Below are 14,048 nucleotides of genomic sequence, written 5' to 3'. Positions count from 1 at the left end.
CCATGAAGTGCGAACCTTCGACCGATAGCTTCCAGGCCACCTATTTGGACGGTCGGTCACAGGTTGTATGGACGACCATGGTCGCCGATCTGGAAACGCCGGTATCGGCTTTTCTCAAATTGTCGCAGCGGTCAGACGCCGAGGCCGCCGCGCCCAAGGCATTCCTCCTTGAATCGGTCGAGGGCGGTGAAACCCGCGGGCGCTATTCCATGATCGGGCTGAGGCCGGACCTTCTCTGGAGGTGCCGCGGCGGAGTGGCTGAGATCAATCGATCTCCGGATCGGGATGGCCTGGCCTTCGAGTCGCAAGACTTGCCACCGTTGGAAGCGCTGCGCGCGCTCTTGGAAGAGTCCAGGATCACCCTTCCGGCTTCACTGCCGCCGATGGCCGCGGGAGTTTTTGGCTATCTGGGCTACGATATGGTCCGCCAGATGGAGGATTTGCCGGATCCGAATCCGGATGTTCTCGGCCTGCCAGACGCCTTGCTGATGCGCCCTACTGTGATGGTGATCTTCGATTCGGTTCGCGACGAAATCACACTGGTAACGCCTGTTCGCCCCGAGTCGGGCCTTTCCGGTGATGCGGCGCTTTCTCGGGCCTTGGATCGTCTCGCCGACGTTCAAGACCGCCTCGAGGGACCTTTGCCGAAAGGAGAGACCACCCCCCTCTCAGAACCCAATTCGCGCGACCTCACTTCAAACACGAGCAAGGACGAATTCTTCGAAATGGTCGCCCGCGCGAAGGAATACATCGCCGCCGGCGATATCTTCCAGGTCGTCCTTTCGCAGCGATTTGAGGCCTCGTTTGAACTCCCGCCATTCGCGCTCTATCGCGCATTGCGTCGCGTCAACCCGGCACCGTTTCTTGTCTATCTGGATTTCGGCGATTTCCAGATTGTGTGCTCCAGCCCTGAAATCCTCGTTCGACTGCGCGAAGGCAAAGTAACGATACGTCCCATCGCAGGCACGCGTCCTCGTGGTTCGGATCTAGTGCAGGATGACCTCCTTGCGGCCGAACTTCTGGGGGATCCAAAGGAATTATCCGAGCATCTGATGCTCCTCGATCTCGGCCGCAACGACGTCGGTCGGGTATCCGAGATCGGCAGCGTTGAGGTCACGGACCAGTTTTTCCTGGAACGTTACAGCCACGTCATGCACATCGTTTCGAACGTCGAAGGGCGGCTCGCAGCGGGGCACGACGCAGTGGATGTCTTGGTTGCCGGTTTTCCCGCCGGTACGGTGTCGGGGGCGCCCAAGGTGCGCGCGATGGAAATCATCGACGAGCTCGAAAAGGAGAAGCGCGGCGTCTATGCCGGCTGCGTCGGGTATTTTGGGGCCGACGGCGATATGGACACTTGCATCGTGTTGCGCACGTCTGTGCTGAAGGACGGCAAGATGTACGTGCAATCCGGCGCCGGGATTGTCGCTGATTCAGTTCCGGAGAGCGAACATGCGGAATGCCATAACAAGGCACGCGCCTTGTTTCGCGCTACTGAAGAAGCCGTGAGGTTCGCCTCTCAAGCCGGGCGCGGGCAATAAGCTCTACCGGGCGGGCGCTTGGGGCGGCGGCGGAAGCGTGTTCATCATCTGGCCGCTTACCGTCAGGTTCGTATAGCCTGCGACGGCGGCAGCGCTCAGAAGAACGAGGATGAAGAGAGCGACGGGCTTATTCATGCCTGCTCTATAGGATAGTCGCGGTCGACGCGCCATTCCCATCATAGCGGCTCGGCACAAGCTCTGTTAAAGAGGCGGAATGATGCGTGTCACCCTCATCGATAATTACGATAGCTTCACGTTCAATGTGTTGCACGCCATTGGCAGCCTCGGTGCCACAGTGCACGTGCTCCGCAACGACAAGACCAGCGTCGATGAGGTGCTGGACCAAAAGCCGGATGCGGTGGTGATCTCGCCGGGGCCCTGTACGCCCAAAGAGGCGGGAATTTCCTGCGAATTGATCCGCCGCGGCGGCGCAAGCGTGCCCATGCTGGGAATATGCCTGGGCTTGCAGGCGATGGGTGAGGTGTATGGCGGCTCGGTCGTTCGTGCTCCGGTTCCGGTCCATGGAAAGGTGAACCGCATCAGCCATTCCGGCAGCAGCGTATTTCGCGGCCTCAACGGCCCCATCAACGCCACGCGCTATCATTCGCTTGTTGTGGAGCGGTCCAGCCTTCCCGCCGATCTGAGCATCACTGCGGAAAGCGAAGACGGCTTGATCATGGGCCTCGCCCACAATGTTCATCCCGTCCACGGTGTTCAGTTCCACCCGGAAAGCATCGCCTCTGAACACGGCCCCACGCTTTTCGCCAATTTTCTTACTCTGGCGAAGGAGTGGAACGAGCAAAACCGCCAAGCCGAACTTCGGCGAGCAGGCTGATCATGGAACGATTTCGACCGTTCATCGCGCGCATCGCCGAGGGTCGCCCCCTCTCGCGGGCGGAGGCGACCGAAGCTTTCGACATCATCATGTCCGGTCAGGCCAGCGCCGCACAGATCGGCGCGTTCCTGATGGGGCTCCGAGTTCGGGGGGAGGCGGTCGACGAGATCGCAGCGGCCGTTTCGGTTATGCGTGCAAAGATGACGCGCGTTCACGCACCTGTAGACGCCGTGGACGTGGTAGGAACCGGTGGCGACAACGCCGGCTCCTACAACATATCGACATGTGCGGCCTTCATCGTCGCGGGCGCCGGCGTCCCGGTAGCCAAGCACGGCAACCGCGCATTATCCTCGAAATCCGGCGCCGCTGACGTCCTCGTTGCTCTGGGTGTCAACATCGATCTGATCCCCGCGGAGATTTCCCGGTGCATCCGAGAGGCCGGCATCGGCTTCATGTTCGCCCCCAATCATCATTCCGCGATGAAGTATGTCGGCGCCGCCCGCTCCGAACTCGGAATCCGGACGATCTTCAACATTCTCGGTCCTCTATCAAACCCAGCGGGTGTGACCCGGCAGATGGTCGGCGTGTTTTCCCGCGCCTGGGTTGAGCCGATTGCGGAGGCTCTGCTGGCTCTCGGCACAAGCCATTCCTGGGTCGTGCATGGCTCAGACGGCATGGACGAGATTACCGGAACCGGTCATACTTACGTTGCCGAGATCAAGAACGGCAAAGTCTGTCATTTCGAGATCGAGCCCCAGCAGTTCGGCCTCGAATGCTGCCAGCCCTCTGACCTCGCCGGTGGCGACGCCGTCTATAATGCCGCCGCGCTTCTGGGCGTTCTCGATGGGCACCAAAGCGCATATCGCGACGTCGCGGTCCTGAATGCAGCAGCCGCGTTGATCGTGGCTGGTCGCTCGGCCGATTTCGGCGAGGCTGTAAGGCTGGCCCAGTCAAGCCTCGATGATGGAGCCGCCCGCGCGCGGCTCGACGCGTTGATCGATGTGTCGAACCGGCCGACCCTTCTGACGCATGAGAGCGAGGAAGCGCGCGATGCGGCATCCTGAAGTAACACGGACAGAGCCAGCGCGATGAACGACATCCTCGCAAAGATCGAAGCTTACAAACGCCGCGAGATCGATGAAGCCAGGCAGGCTCGCCCGCTTGCAGAAGTTGAGGCGATCGCCCGCAACGCATCTCCAGTGCGCGGCTTTGCGCGGGCTCTGGATACGAAGCTCGCCGGCGGAGAAACGGGCCTCATTGCGGAGATCAAGAAGGCCAGCCCGTCGAAGGGGCTCATTCGTCCTGATTTCGATCCCCCTGCGCTTGCCCGTGCCTACGAAGCGGGTGGTGCCACGTGCCTGTCTATTCTGACAGACAAGCCGAGTTTCCAGGGCGCACCGGAATTCCTGACATCCGCACGCTCCGCATGCGACCTCCCCGTTCTACGCAAGGACTTCATGTTCGACACCTACCAGGTGGCAGAAGCGCGAGCCTGGGGTGCTGATGCAATCCTGGTAATCCTTGCTGCGGTTACCGACGACGAGGCACAGGATTTGACCCTTGCGGCTAAGGACTGGGACCTTGACGTCCTGGCAGAGGTACACAATCCAGCGGAGCTGGATCGAGCCCTGCAATTGGACGCTCGCATGATCGGTATCAACAATCGGGATCTGCGAACTTTCGAAGTGTGCCTGTCCGTTACGGAGCGGCTTGGATCGCTGATCCCTCCTGATCGCATCATGGTCGGCGAAAGCGGCATCTTCACCCCCTATGATGTCAGCCGCGCGGCAGCAGCTGGCGCTCGGGCTATTCTTGTCGGCGAAAGCCTGATGAGGCAGGACGATGTAGAAGCCGCCACCCGCGCTCTTCTCGCGCCCTACACAGCCGAGGCGGCCGCCGAGTGACCGAGTCCCACCTCACCCATATTTCGGCAAAGGGCGAGGCGCATATGGTTGATGTCTCCGCCAAGGCCGAGACCGAACGAGTGGCCCAGGCCGAGGGTTGTGTCGTGATGGCAGCTGAAACCCTTGATCTTATACTGCAGGGAAATGCCAAGAAGGGCGACGTGATTGGAACGGCGCGTATAGCGGGCATCATGGCCGCAAAGCGCACAGCCGATCTTATTCCCCTTTGTCATCCACTCATGTTGTCGAAGGTCGCAGTCGATATTACGCCGGACGTGGGCCTGCCTGGCCTTCATGTGACTTGCACAGTGGGTCTGAAAGGCCAGACCGGCGTTGAAATGGAAGCGCTCACCGCGGTTTCCGTCGCCTGCCTCACGATCTACGACATGGCAAAAGCCGTCGACCGCGGAATGCGCATAGAGAACATTCGTCTTCTCGCCAAATCCGGCGGTCGCTCCGGAAGCTGGCAGGCGGACAGTGTCTGAAATCCGGCTTACCGTAGAAGAGGCACTTGCCCGGGTGCTGGCTGGAGCAGTGCGTATCGGCATTGAGGAGATTGGGCTCGACGCGCTGCTCAGGCGCACCCTGGCACAGCCGCTTGTCGCACGCCGCACACAGCCGCCTTATCGTTCGTCTGCCATGGACGGTTACGCCGTGCTTTCTGAGGACGCAAAAGAAGGCACCTTTCTCCGCGTTATCGGCGAAGCCGCTGCTGGCCATATCTTTACCCAGCGTCTGTCCCCCGGCGAAACGGTTCGGATATTCACGGGCGGCGCCGTGCCCGCAGGTGCGGATGCGATCCTGATCCAGGAAAATGCGATCCGGAACGGCGATCAAATCCTTGTTCAAGCAGACGTACGTTCCGGGCAGTTCATCCGCCCGGAGGGGCTCGACTTCCATCAGGGAGATGTGCTTCTGGACGCTGGCAACGTGTTGTCGCCGCGCGGCGTAGGCCTGGCCGCAGCTACCGGGCACGTTCTCGTGGATGTCGCGTGCAAGCCCCGAATTGCCGTTCTTTCCACGGGTGATGAACTCGTTTCGCCCGGCCATGAGCCGGGCCCGGGGCAAATCACCGCCTCGAACAATACGACACTTCATGCGCTTGTGCAGGCTGCTGGCGCCGAGCCGATCGATCTCGGCATTGCCGCAGACGACATCGACACCATCCGCGCGGCCATTCGCAAAGCCGCGGGCAGCGGTGCGAACGTGCTGGTGACGACCGGAGGTGCCTCCGTTGGGGATCATGATCTGGTTCGCGCCGCATTGGCTGCCGAGGGGATGGAGCTTGATTTCTGGCGTATTGCCATGCGTCCCGGCCGGCCGATGATGTTTGGCCGCCTCGGCGACATGAGGGTAATCGGCCTGCCAGGCAATCCTGTATCGGCGCACGTTTGCGCCCTCTTGTTCCTGGTGCCGTTGATCCGCGCGCTTCTTGGGCGACGAGATGTAAGACCGGTAACGCAACAGGTCCGCCTCGGAGCGGACTTGCCGGCGAACGATTGGCGCCAGGACTACGTCCGCGGGAAACTCGAGGCCGCCGAAAATGGCACAGTGCTGGTCAAGCCATTTGGACGTCAGGATTCCTCGATGCTGCGCCTTCTTGCAGAATCCGATTGCCTGATCGTTCGCCCCGCGAATGATCCTGCTCGATTGGCCGGCGATCCTTGCCAGATCATGCCGTTGGGTCTGTCTGATTAAGTTCGGCGAGATATGCCGCTGTCTCAGCGCCCGGATCAGCAGCGCTCATGATCCCTCCCATCACTGCAACGCCATAGGCACCGGCGGAGCGACAGGTTTTAGCGCGCGAAAGGTCGATCCCTCCGAGCGCAAACACCGGAACGCCAGACCCGCTAGCATTGGCAAGAGCGGAAACGCCCAGTGCGGGCCCATAGCCCGGCTTGCTGTCGCTCGGAAATATCGGGCTGAAGGTGACATAATCAGCGCCAGCCTCTCGCGCGGCTCCAATATCCAAAAGCGAGTGCGCGGAAACGCCTATCCAAGCCTTCGCGCCAAGAAGATCGCGCGCTGCAGCAACGTCTTTCGCATGTTGAAGGTGCACGCCATCGGCGCCTACCTCACCGGCAAGGTCCGCATCTCGGCTGACGGAAAACGGTGATCGATGAGCACGCGATATCTCGCGGAAGTGAAATGCTAATTCGCGACGCTCGTCCGCGTCCATATCCTTGTCGCGCAGGAGGAACCACCCCCCTGCCCCGGCGACCTTGCTCACGACCTCCTCGAATGCCGATCGAACCTGACTGCGATCCGATATCACGAGGAGGCGCGGCAGAATCACGAACCGACGAGGCCGAGCTGAGGGCTGGATGGTTCTGCGCGGTTTCGGCGAGGAATACGTCCTGCGAGGTAGGCCAGCCGGCCGGCATCGACCGCGCGGCCCATGGCTGCGGCCATTCTCACGGGATCCGCGGCTTTGGACACGGCGGTGTTAAGAAGCACGGCCGCCGCACCGAGCTCCATCGCGATGACCGCGTCGGATGCCGTGCCAATTCCCGCGTCAACGACGACCGGAACCGGCGACCGCCGACAGATCAGCTCGATATTCGCCGGATTGGCCACTCCCATGCCTGATCCGATCAAGGACCCCATGGGCATCACCGCCGAAGCGCCAGCATCCGCCAGACGCTGACATATCACGGGGTCATCGTTGCAATAAGGAAGCACGACGAAGCCCTGCGAGACGAGCTCTTCGGTTGCTTTCATCAATTCCTGGACATCCGGATACAGCGTCTCGCGATCGCCGATGATCTCAAGCTTGATCCAGTTGGTGCCCAAGGCTTCACGCGCAAGCTCGGCCGTCAGGATCGCGTCGCGGGCGGTCTCGCAGCCGGCGGTATTGGGCAAAAATTTGTAGTTCGACAGCAGCTTCACCGTGTCGAAGTTTTGGCCGGCCAGGGACACTCGGCGGATCGACATGGTCACCATTTCGCATCGGCTGGCTTCCACGCTGTCGAGCAGGATTTTCTGGTTCGGGTATCCAGCCGTGCCAAGCCAGAGGCGCGAGCGGAAGGTCTCTCCGGCAACCTCGAAGGGATCGTTGAAAAGCTCTGTGTTCATCGTCTCAACCTCCTGGCAGCGCGTGAACGATTTCCACGCTGTCGCCTTTGGAGAAAACCTTGCGTGGCCATTCGGATCTCGGCACCATCCTGCCGTTCACAGCCACTGCTATTCCACGCCGTGTATGACCGTCTTCCAACTCGGCTTTAAGAAGTTCATCGACATTGCGGGCATCGCATTCACGCGGCTGACCGTTGATCATGAGTTCCATCGATCACGCCTCTCCCGTGTTTTGGATGCCATCGCGCATGAACCGCGCAAAAGTGAAGCCTTTTTCGGGACCGGTCATTCGGCCCTCGGTTACGAGATCAGCCAGTGCACGAGCGGTGATGGGCGCAAGCAGAATCCCGTTCCGATGATGGCCCGTTGCTACAACAAGACCATCGACACCGACCTCGCCTAAAATTGGCGCGTCGTCGAGAGATGTTGGCCGAAATCCCGTCCAGATCTCGTCGATTGCGAGTTCCTCGATTGACGGCAGTGCCTGGCGAGCTGCTTCCAAAAGCGCAAACACACCGCCGGCCGTATTGCTGGTGTCGAAACCACGTTCCTCGACCGTCGCACCGACAATAAGACGGCCATCTCCTTTTGGGGCCATATGGATTTGCTCAGTCCAGACAATATGGCTCAGAGCGGGAACGCGCGGATCCATGCGCAAGGAGAGAGACTGGCCTCGCAAGGGTCGGACATGAAGGTGCAGGTCAGGCACCAATTGGGGGGACCAGGCACCCGCAGCGAGAACCACGGTCGACGCCGCATGCTCGCCTTGATCTGTCGCGACGCCCGTAACCTTGCGTCCGTTTCGCTGCAGCGAAATCACCGGAGCATTCTCGAACAGGACACCACCCGCGTTCACGAATGCTTTTTCGAGCGCTGCGGAGACACGGCGAGCGTCCACCTGATGGTCCTGCGCACAGAAGATAGCACCGGAAACATTTGGTCTCAGACCGGGCTCGCGTTCACGAGCCGCGCTGCCAGACAGCCATTCGGTGCTCAAACCAAGGCGTGTCTGCAATTGATGACGAAACCGCAGGCGTTCGACCTCATCGCGTGACAACGCCACGACCATCGTGCCTTCGGACTTGTAGTCCACCGAAATCTCGGTCTCGGCTTCAAGCTCTGCTGCGAACTGGGGCCACAATTGCTGACTGGCCAGCGTCAGCGGCAGGAGGTCGTCCTCGCCGGGCTCCACTTCCGCGGTTGCGGCCAGCATGCCCGTCGCGGCACGCGTCGCGCCTGATCCGACACGCTCCTTTTCGAAAACGGCTACTGAGAGACCACGCTTCAAAAGATCGCGGCCGATGGCCAAGCCGATGATACCGCCGCCAACGATCGCGACGTCGAACCGACTCGCGGCTCTTGCTTCGTTCATATCGATTACAATGTTCATATTCGCGCTCCCTTCGCTGGCATGACCCAGATCAGGTTCGTCGGGTTTAATCTCAGCCGCGTTGGCGGCACCCCAGGCGTGAGCACGAAATAATCCCGCAGCCGCAGGCTTGCAAGTTCCGACGATATCCGGAGAGGCCTATCCGAGTGGCTGCCCGGTGCGAGCCGATTGCCACAATCGAATTTGCTTTCGCCATTGCGAAACCTCGCTGATGCCTTTCAGGGGGTCATAACCTGCCCGCTCCATCTGTCTGGCGTAGAGCTCGATCAACGAGCCCGGCAGATAGGCCGGAAGCACAGGTTTTGCGACGTCACTCAAAGCCTCCTTGGCTGACTGGAGATGATTGTGAGCGAGGGCGCACATTTCCGAGAAGGCAGCCCGAATAGAATCGTCGGTCTTACGAGCAAAAATCAGATTTCGGTCGACACCGTGGCGAGCCATCACATCGGCGGGCAAGAAAAGCTGCTGTCGCGACGCATGGAGCGGAAGGCTTCGCAACAATCCGACGATGGAATAGGCGACCCCCGCGTGCCCGGCGGCGTCTGCCGCGCCGGAATCCTGACCATCCGCCAATATGATGGAGGCCAGCTGGAAGAGTGCCGATGATGTATCTCCGGCGTAACCCTCCAAGTCGACGATTGTGGGCATCGGATCGTTATAAACGTCGAAAACGCGCGCTTCGATGAGGCGGACGAGGGCTTCTCTAGGAAGCCGATAGGTGCCGATGGCAGCAAGAAGTGAGTTCGCCACAGGATGCGAGGCAGCTTCGACCTCGCGCGCTCCCTCTATGACCTCGCGCCACCAAGTCAGGCGAATTTCGCCAGGAACGGGTTCGCTGATCACATCGCGAACCCGCGAGACCTCAGCATTGAAGGCATAGAGCGCGAAAAGCGCCGGCCTTTTCGCCTCCGGGGCGAACAGAGTTGCAAAAAACCGATCGGGATCCGACTCCCTCACCAGGGACTGGCAGAACGCCGTCTGGTCCATCACTGCGCTTCTTCCACCGCGATCAACGCGGCGGAGACTTTCCTCTGATCGCTCATCAAGACATTATAGGTCCGTGCAGCAGGACCTGTCGGCATGACATCGACGCGAATGCCGATATCACGCAAATGATCTCGGACGTCGCGCGGGAGAGGCACATGGCTCGGTCCCGTGCCGATCAGAAAGATCTCGATGCCGTCAGCCTCGTTTACGACCCTCGCAAAGTCGTCGGGCACGAGGGTGGACGCATCAAGCGGCGGCCACGCCCATATGCCGCTTGGGAGACAAAGAATCGATCCGCGGTGAGACATCTCCGCGAACCGAAAGCCGCCATTGCCATAGGCATCGAGTGGCGCGAGTGATGGGAAATGCCCTCTTTCCAGGTGCGATGTCATCCGTTCACGATTTGGCGGGCACGGGCGCAGCTTTTGCGGCCGGAGCCTCTGTTTGCCGCAGCCCGAGATACATCAGTGAAGGCGACGAGATAAAGATCGCCGAATAGGTGCAGATAACCACACCAACCAGCATCACCTGTGCAAAGCCCTGGATCGCATCTCCGCCAAACATGACAAGCGCCAGAAGCGACAGGAACGTCGTCGTACCTGTCATCACCGTTCTCGACATGGTCGAATTGATAGACAGGTTCAGCAGTTCACTGTCAGGCATCGTCTTGTAACGGCGCAGCAATTCACGCGTTCGATCGAACACGACCACTGTTTCGTTGAGCGAGTATCCGACGATCGTCAGAATTGCAGCGATCGAAGTCATATTGAACTCGATCTCGGTGACGACAAAAAATCCGACGGTCAGCACAATATCGTGCAACGTTCCGATGATCGCACCGAGAGCAAGGTTTCGCTCGAAGCGAAACCACAGGTAAACCAGGACTGCGACCACGGACAGGACGACACCCACTGTTCCGGCCTGAACGAGTTCGCCTGAAACACGGGGACCCACCGCCTCTACGCGGCGAAACTCGTAGGCGTCCTGGAAGGCATTGCGTGCTTCCTGGACGACGTTGCTCTGAGCATCCTCACCTCCGTCCTGGATCGGGAAGCGAAGAGACAGGCCCCCCTCTCCTCCAAATTCCTGGACCTCGACTTCGCCAAAGCCCAGCGCATTGGCTTTCTCACGTACCTCGGACGCGTGTGCCTCGCCGGATTTCGCCTGAAGCTCGAACAGCGTACCGCCACGAAAATCGATGCCGAAATTCAGACCGTGAACATAGAACAGAGCGATGATCGCGATCGACATCACGGCGGACAGCGGAAAACTGATCCGCCGCCATCTCATGAAATCGAACTGAGTGCCCTCGGGCCAGAGTCTCAAAAGACGCACGAACAAGCCCTCTTCAGAACGGAATCGTCTTGGCCCGCGTCCAGCGGTACCAGAGAGCGATCATCATACGCGTCATCGTCACGGCCGTGATCACCGTAGTGACGATGCCCAGGAGGAAGACCACGGCGAAGCCCTTTACCGGTCCGGAGCCCAGAAGGAACAAGATGGCCGCGGCAATGCCCATGGTCGAGTTGGAGTCCACAATCGTTGCGAAGGCTCTTTCAAAGCCCGCCTGAATCGCGCTCACGACAGAGCGCCCAGCACGGAATTCTTCCCGAATGCGCTCATAGATCAGCACGTTCGAGTCCACGGCGGTGCCGATAGTCAGCACGATGCCTGCGATACCCGGCAGCGTGAGTGTGGCGCCGATCAACGACATCAGGCCGAAGATCAGTCCGACGTGGATAAGAAGCGCGATGTTCGCAATGAGGCCGAATATTCCATAGGTCGCGAACATGAACAGCACGACGAAGATCGCGGCATAGATCGTGGCCTTCGTGCCGGCATCGATCGAGTCCTGGCCAAGGCCTGGCCCCACCGTACGCTCCTCGACGACCGTCAAGGGTGCCGGGAGAGCACCCGCTCTCAGCAGAATTGCGAGATTATTCGCGCTTTCGACTGAGAAACTACCCGAAATCTGGCCTGAACCGCCCGTGATCGGCTCATTGATGCGGGGCGCCGAAATGACCTTGTTGTCCAGCACGATCGCGAACGGGCGGCCGACATTGGCTTGCGTCACGCCCGCAAAACGACGCGCGCCGTTTGCATTGAACCGGAACGAGACGATCGGTTCATTCGTCCGCTGATCAAATCCCGGCTGAGCATCAATCAGATCCTCGCCGGAAACCAAAATCTGGCGGTAGACGAGATAACGCTCGTCAGGGTTTTCGACGCCTTGAAGAACCTCCGACTCCGCAGGCGGCCGCGTCTGCTCGGCCTGCTGGACCGGCATCGACACATCCACCATCCGGAAGCTTAACTGGGCTGTCGTACCGATCAGCTCTTTCAGACGCTGAGGATCCTGCAACCCTGGAACTTGCACGAGGATGCGGTCCACGCCCTGGCGTTGAATGCTAGGTTCCGTCGTTCCCAATTCGTCCACGCGTCGCCGAACGATCTCGATGGATTGATCTACCGCCGACCGAATTCGGGCATCCGTGCCCTCCGCCGTCAGCGTCAGGTTCAAGACGCCCTCGGGCGTGCTTGCCACGTCGAGATCGACAGCACCCGTGTTGCCGAACATCGCTGAAGAGACGGGATTTGCGAGCTGCCGCAGCCGAGTGACCACCTTCTGAGTGTCACCGGCTTCCCTCAGACGAACCTGTACGGAATTACCGGTGATGTTCAGGCCCGTGTAGCCGATGCGCTCATCTCTCAGGGCTGCCCGCGTCTGATCGCGCAGCGATTCAAGGCGGGCGGCTCGCAGAGCGTTGGCGTCCACCTCAAGAAGGAGATGCGACCCGCCCTGAAGGTCGAGACCGAGCACGATCGTGCGTGACGGCAGCCAGGATGGAATGCGCGACCGCATATCCTGCGGCAGCAGGTTCGGAACGACGAGAAGAAGACCGATCCCGACGAGGAGAAGCGTCAGGATGGTCTTCGTACGCGAATAATGGAGCATGGATTGTCAGAGGCTCACGCTTCGGCGCCGACTGGTTCGCCCTTGGCGCGAACTTCGGTTACGGCGCCACGGGAGACCCGAACCCGCACATTTTCCGCGATCTGGACCTCGACCTCGGCCTCATCGATCGTCTTGGTGATCTTGCCGATCAGGCCGCCGGAGGTGACGATCGTGTCGCCGCGGCGAAGATTGCTGGTCAATTCCCTATGGGTCTTGAGCCGCTTCTGCTGAGGACGGATGACGAGGAAGTACATGATCACGAAGATCAGCAGGAACGGTACAAGGGAGACGAAAATATTCTCTCCCCCGCCGGCGGCGGCGCCCTGGGCGAAAGCGGGGGTGATGAACATCGGTAACTCCATCTCAGTAGTGCCATTGCCTTATAAGCGGCCGGACTATAGCGGCGCGCGAATGGAAAGCAACGGCGCCCTCATGGACACACGCAGGGGTGAAGGGTATGCGCACGTCATGACCAATTTATCTGATATCGATCCCGCGCTTCTGGAGCGAATTGCCCTCGCTCTGGAACGCCTTTCACCGCCGGCTCCCCCCGCAACCGACCTTGCGGCTGCAGACGCTTTTGTCTGGCATTCGGCCAGCGAGCGATTGGTGCCTGTGCCGCGCGTCAACCGCGTAGATATCGTTCTTCTTCAAGGCATTGATCGCGCGCGCGACATTCTGCTGAACAACACCCGGCAATTTGCGATGGGATTTTCGGCCAACAACACCCTGCTTTGGGGTGCGCGGGGCATGGGCAAATCGTCGCTCGTGAAAGCGGTTCACGCCTCGGTCAACGCTGAACAGATCGCGAAGAGTGGTCCCTCGCTCAAGCTCGTGGAAATTCACCGTGAGGACATCGAAACTCTGCCCGACCTGATGGGGCGGCTGCGTCAGGAGCCCTATCGATTCCTGCTCTTTTGCGACGATCTCTCCTTCGACACCGACGATTCTTCCTACAAGGCGCTCAAGGCTGTCCTGGACGGTGGAATCGAAGGCCGGCCCGATAATGTCGTTCTCTACGCGACATCGAATCGTCGTCACCTCATGCCTCGCGATATGATCGATAACGAGCGGGCAACGGCGATCAATCCAGGCGAGGCCGTCGAGGAGAAAGTCTCGCTGTCCGACCGGTTTGGCCTTTGGCTCGGTTTCCATCCCTGCAACCAGGATGATTACCTGGCCATGCTTCAGGGATATGCCAAAGCGCTCGACCTGGACATTTCCGCAGACGATTTGCGGGCCCAAGGGCTCGAATGGGCAATGACACGCGGTTCTCGTTCTGGCCGCACCGCTTGGCAGTTCATCCAAGACCTTGCGGGGCGGTTGTCCTTGGAAAAGAACGGCTCGGCCTGAAATGCATCAG

The 14,048-nt window shown here is 60.1% G+C and carries 17 protein-coding genes and 1 riboswitch; of the genes, 7 read left to right on the top strand and 10 right to left on the bottom strand.

Translation table 11 applies throughout. The features are described from left to right. Nucleotides 1-2: 2 nt before the first annotated feature. Nucleotides 3-1,538, top strand: coding sequence for an anthranilate synthase component I (trpE, locus tag ACQ6S1_RS02150; RefSeq protein ID WP_445039518.1), 1,536 nt, complete (start codon nt 3-5; stop codon nt 1,536-1,538). Between the two features lie 3 nt (nt 1,539-1,541). Here the strand turns inward: trpE and ACQ6S1_RS02145 are convergent, their stop codons facing one another. Beyond that, complete coding sequence (locus ACQ6S1_RS02145) at nt 1,542-1,673, bottom strand: hypothetical protein (protein WP_445039517.1); 132 nt, start codon at nt 1,671-1,673, stop codon at nt 1,542-1,544. Nucleotides 1,674-1,752: 79 nt separating this feature from the next. On the opposite strand from ACQ6S1_RS02145, the gene ACQ6S1_RS02140 reads away from it, so the two are divergent. Genes ACQ6S1_RS02140 through ACQ6S1_RS02120 form a run of 5 tightly spaced genes read left to right on the top strand, consistent with a single transcriptional unit; the run spans nt 1,753 to nt 5,975 of the window. Then, nucleotides 1,753-2,373, top strand: a complete 621-nt coding sequence (locus tag ACQ6S1_RS02140) for an anthranilate synthase component II (RefSeq protein ID WP_445039516.1) — start codon at nt 1,753-1,755, stop codon at nt 2,371-2,373. 2 nt (nt 2,374-2,375) lie between these two features. After that, nucleotides 2,376-3,437 carry an anthranilate phosphoribosyltransferase gene (trpD, locus tag ACQ6S1_RS02135; protein WP_445039515.1) on the top strand — a complete coding sequence of 354 codons (1,062 nt, stop codon included), beginning with the start codon at nt 2,376-2,378 and terminating at the stop codon, nt 3,435-3,437. Nucleotides 3,438-3,461: 24 nt separating this feature from the next. Beyond that, complete coding sequence (gene trpC, locus ACQ6S1_RS02130; RefSeq protein WP_445039514.1) at nt 3,462-4,277, top strand: indole-3-glycerol phosphate synthase TrpC; 816 nt, start codon at nt 3,462-3,464, stop codon at nt 4,275-4,277. Continuing rightward, nucleotides 4,274-4,762 carry a cyclic pyranopterin monophosphate synthase MoaC gene (moaC, locus tag ACQ6S1_RS02125; RefSeq protein ID WP_445039513.1) on the top strand — a complete coding sequence of 163 codons (489 nt, stop codon included), beginning with the start codon at nt 4,274-4,276 and terminating at the stop codon, nt 4,760-4,762. The genes trpC and moaC overlap by 4 nt, the downstream gene beginning before the upstream one ends. Before the next feature lies 1 nt (nt 4,763). After that, the gene (locus tag ACQ6S1_RS02120) at nt 4,764-5,975 is read left to right on the top strand and encodes a molybdopterin molybdotransferase MoeA (protein WP_445040237.1); all 1,212 of its coding nucleotides are present in this window, start codon (nt 4,764-4,766) and stop codon (nt 5,973-5,975) included. Here the strand turns inward: ACQ6S1_RS02120 and ACQ6S1_RS02115 are convergent. From ACQ6S1_RS02115 to yajC, 9 genes are all read right to left on the bottom strand, one after another. Beyond that, nucleotides 5,950-6,552 carry a thiamine phosphate synthase gene (locus ACQ6S1_RS02115; RefSeq protein ID WP_445040236.1) on the bottom strand — a complete coding sequence of 201 codons (603 nt, stop codon included), beginning with the start codon at nt 6,550-6,552 and terminating at the stop codon, nt 5,950-5,952. The genes ACQ6S1_RS02120 and ACQ6S1_RS02115 overlap by 26 nt on opposite strands. Before the next feature lie 17 nt (nt 6,553-6,569). Continuing rightward, nucleotides 6,570-7,352 carry a thiazole synthase gene (locus ACQ6S1_RS02110; protein ID WP_445039512.1) on the bottom strand — a complete coding sequence of 261 codons (783 nt, stop codon included), beginning with the start codon at nt 7,350-7,352 and terminating at the stop codon, nt 6,570-6,572. Between the two features lie 4 nt (nt 7,353-7,356). Further along, nucleotides 7,357-7,563 (bottom strand): sulfur carrier protein ThiS, encoded by a 207-nt coding sequence (gene thiS, locus ACQ6S1_RS02105; protein WP_445039511.1) that lies wholly within the window; start codon nt 7,561-7,563, stop codon nt 7,357-7,359. Between the two features lie 3 nt (nt 7,564-7,566). Next, the gene (gene thiO / locus ACQ6S1_RS02100) at nt 7,567-8,724 is read right to left on the bottom strand and encodes a glycine oxidase ThiO (protein WP_445040235.1); all 1,158 of its coding nucleotides are present in this window, start codon (nt 8,722-8,724) and stop codon (nt 7,567-7,569) included. An 8-nt stretch (nt 8,725-8,732) separates the two neighbouring features. Then, nucleotides 8,733-8,827, bottom strand: a riboswitch (TPP riboswitch). Nucleotides 8,828-8,880: 53 nt separating this feature from the next. After that, nucleotides 8,881-9,729 (bottom strand): phytoene/squalene synthase family protein, encoded by an 849-nt coding sequence (locus ACQ6S1_RS02095; protein ID WP_445039510.1) that lies wholly within the window; start codon nt 9,727-9,729, stop codon nt 8,881-8,883. Continuing rightward, nucleotides 9,729-10,121, bottom strand: a complete 393-nt coding sequence (locus ACQ6S1_RS02090) for an Mth938-like domain-containing protein (protein WP_445039509.1) — start codon at nt 10,119-10,121, stop codon at nt 9,729-9,731. Before ACQ6S1_RS02090 ends, ACQ6S1_RS02095 begins: the two co-directional genes overlap by 1 nt. A gap of 4 nt (nt 10,122-10,125) precedes the next feature. After that, the gene (gene secF, locus ACQ6S1_RS02085) at nt 10,126-11,064 is read right to left on the bottom strand and encodes a protein translocase subunit SecF (protein WP_445040234.1); all 939 of its coding nucleotides are present in this window, start codon (nt 11,062-11,064) and stop codon (nt 10,126-10,128) included. A 13-nt stretch (nt 11,065-11,077) separates the two neighbouring features. Further along, entirely contained in the window at nt 11,078-12,685 is a 1,608-nt protein-coding gene (gene secD / locus ACQ6S1_RS02080) for a protein translocase subunit SecD (RefSeq protein WP_445039508.1), read from the bottom strand. 14 nt (nt 12,686-12,699) lie between these two features. Continuing rightward, nucleotides 12,700-13,035: a preprotein translocase subunit YajC gene (gene yajC, locus ACQ6S1_RS02075; protein WP_445039507.1), complete on the bottom strand. Its 336-nt coding sequence runs from the start codon at nt 13,033-13,035 to the stop codon at nt 12,700-12,702. Nucleotides 13,036-13,153: 118 nt separating this feature from the next. Between yajC and ACQ6S1_RS02070 the strand changes: the two genes are divergently transcribed. Then, the gene (locus tag ACQ6S1_RS02070; protein ID WP_445040233.1) at nt 13,154-14,038 is read left to right on the top strand and encodes an ATP-binding protein; all 885 of its coding nucleotides are present in this window, start codon (nt 13,154-13,156) and stop codon (nt 14,036-14,038) included. Nucleotides 14,039-14,048: the final 10 nt, after the last annotated feature.

It is taken from the genome of Terrihabitans aquatilis, from assembly GCF_052542005.1.
This window is presented reverse-complemented; position numbering and strand designations above follow the sequence as displayed.